Raw genomic sequence first — 264 nt, forward strand, 5'->3', positions numbered from 1 at the left:
TTGCCTTTGGTAAATGCTTTTGTACGTTCTATATAATCATCTAACTGAATTTTTTTAACCGCTGAAGAAGTATTGATGATACACATAACTGTTTGCTTTTCATCATACCTGAAATACACATATAATCCGTCTAACGGCAGGTATTGCATGGTTTTTCCGGTTGTGAGAGCAGATGATTTTTTTCTGAATTGTGCCACAGTTTTTACAAAGTTAAAAGCCTCCTTTTCCTGGTTTGACCTTCCCGCAGCTGTAAACTTATTTGAA

1 protein-coding gene is annotated in these 264 nt (G+C 35.6%); it reads right to left on the reverse strand.

The window, feature by feature from the left end; all coding sequences use genetic code 11:
* Positions 1 to 197 (reverse strand): cyclomaltodextrinase C-terminal domain-containing protein (locus tag VJI94_RS08455; RefSeq protein ID WP_324009043.1); only part of this gene is annotated, 197 nt, incomplete at its 3' end.
* Positions 198 to 264 lie beyond the last annotated feature (67 nt).

The organism is Parvimonas sp. D9 (genome assembly GCF_035282565.1).
In the GTDB taxonomy this organism is placed as follows: domain Bacteria; phylum Bacillota; class Clostridia; order Tissierellales; family Peptoniphilaceae; genus Parvimonas; species Parvimonas micra.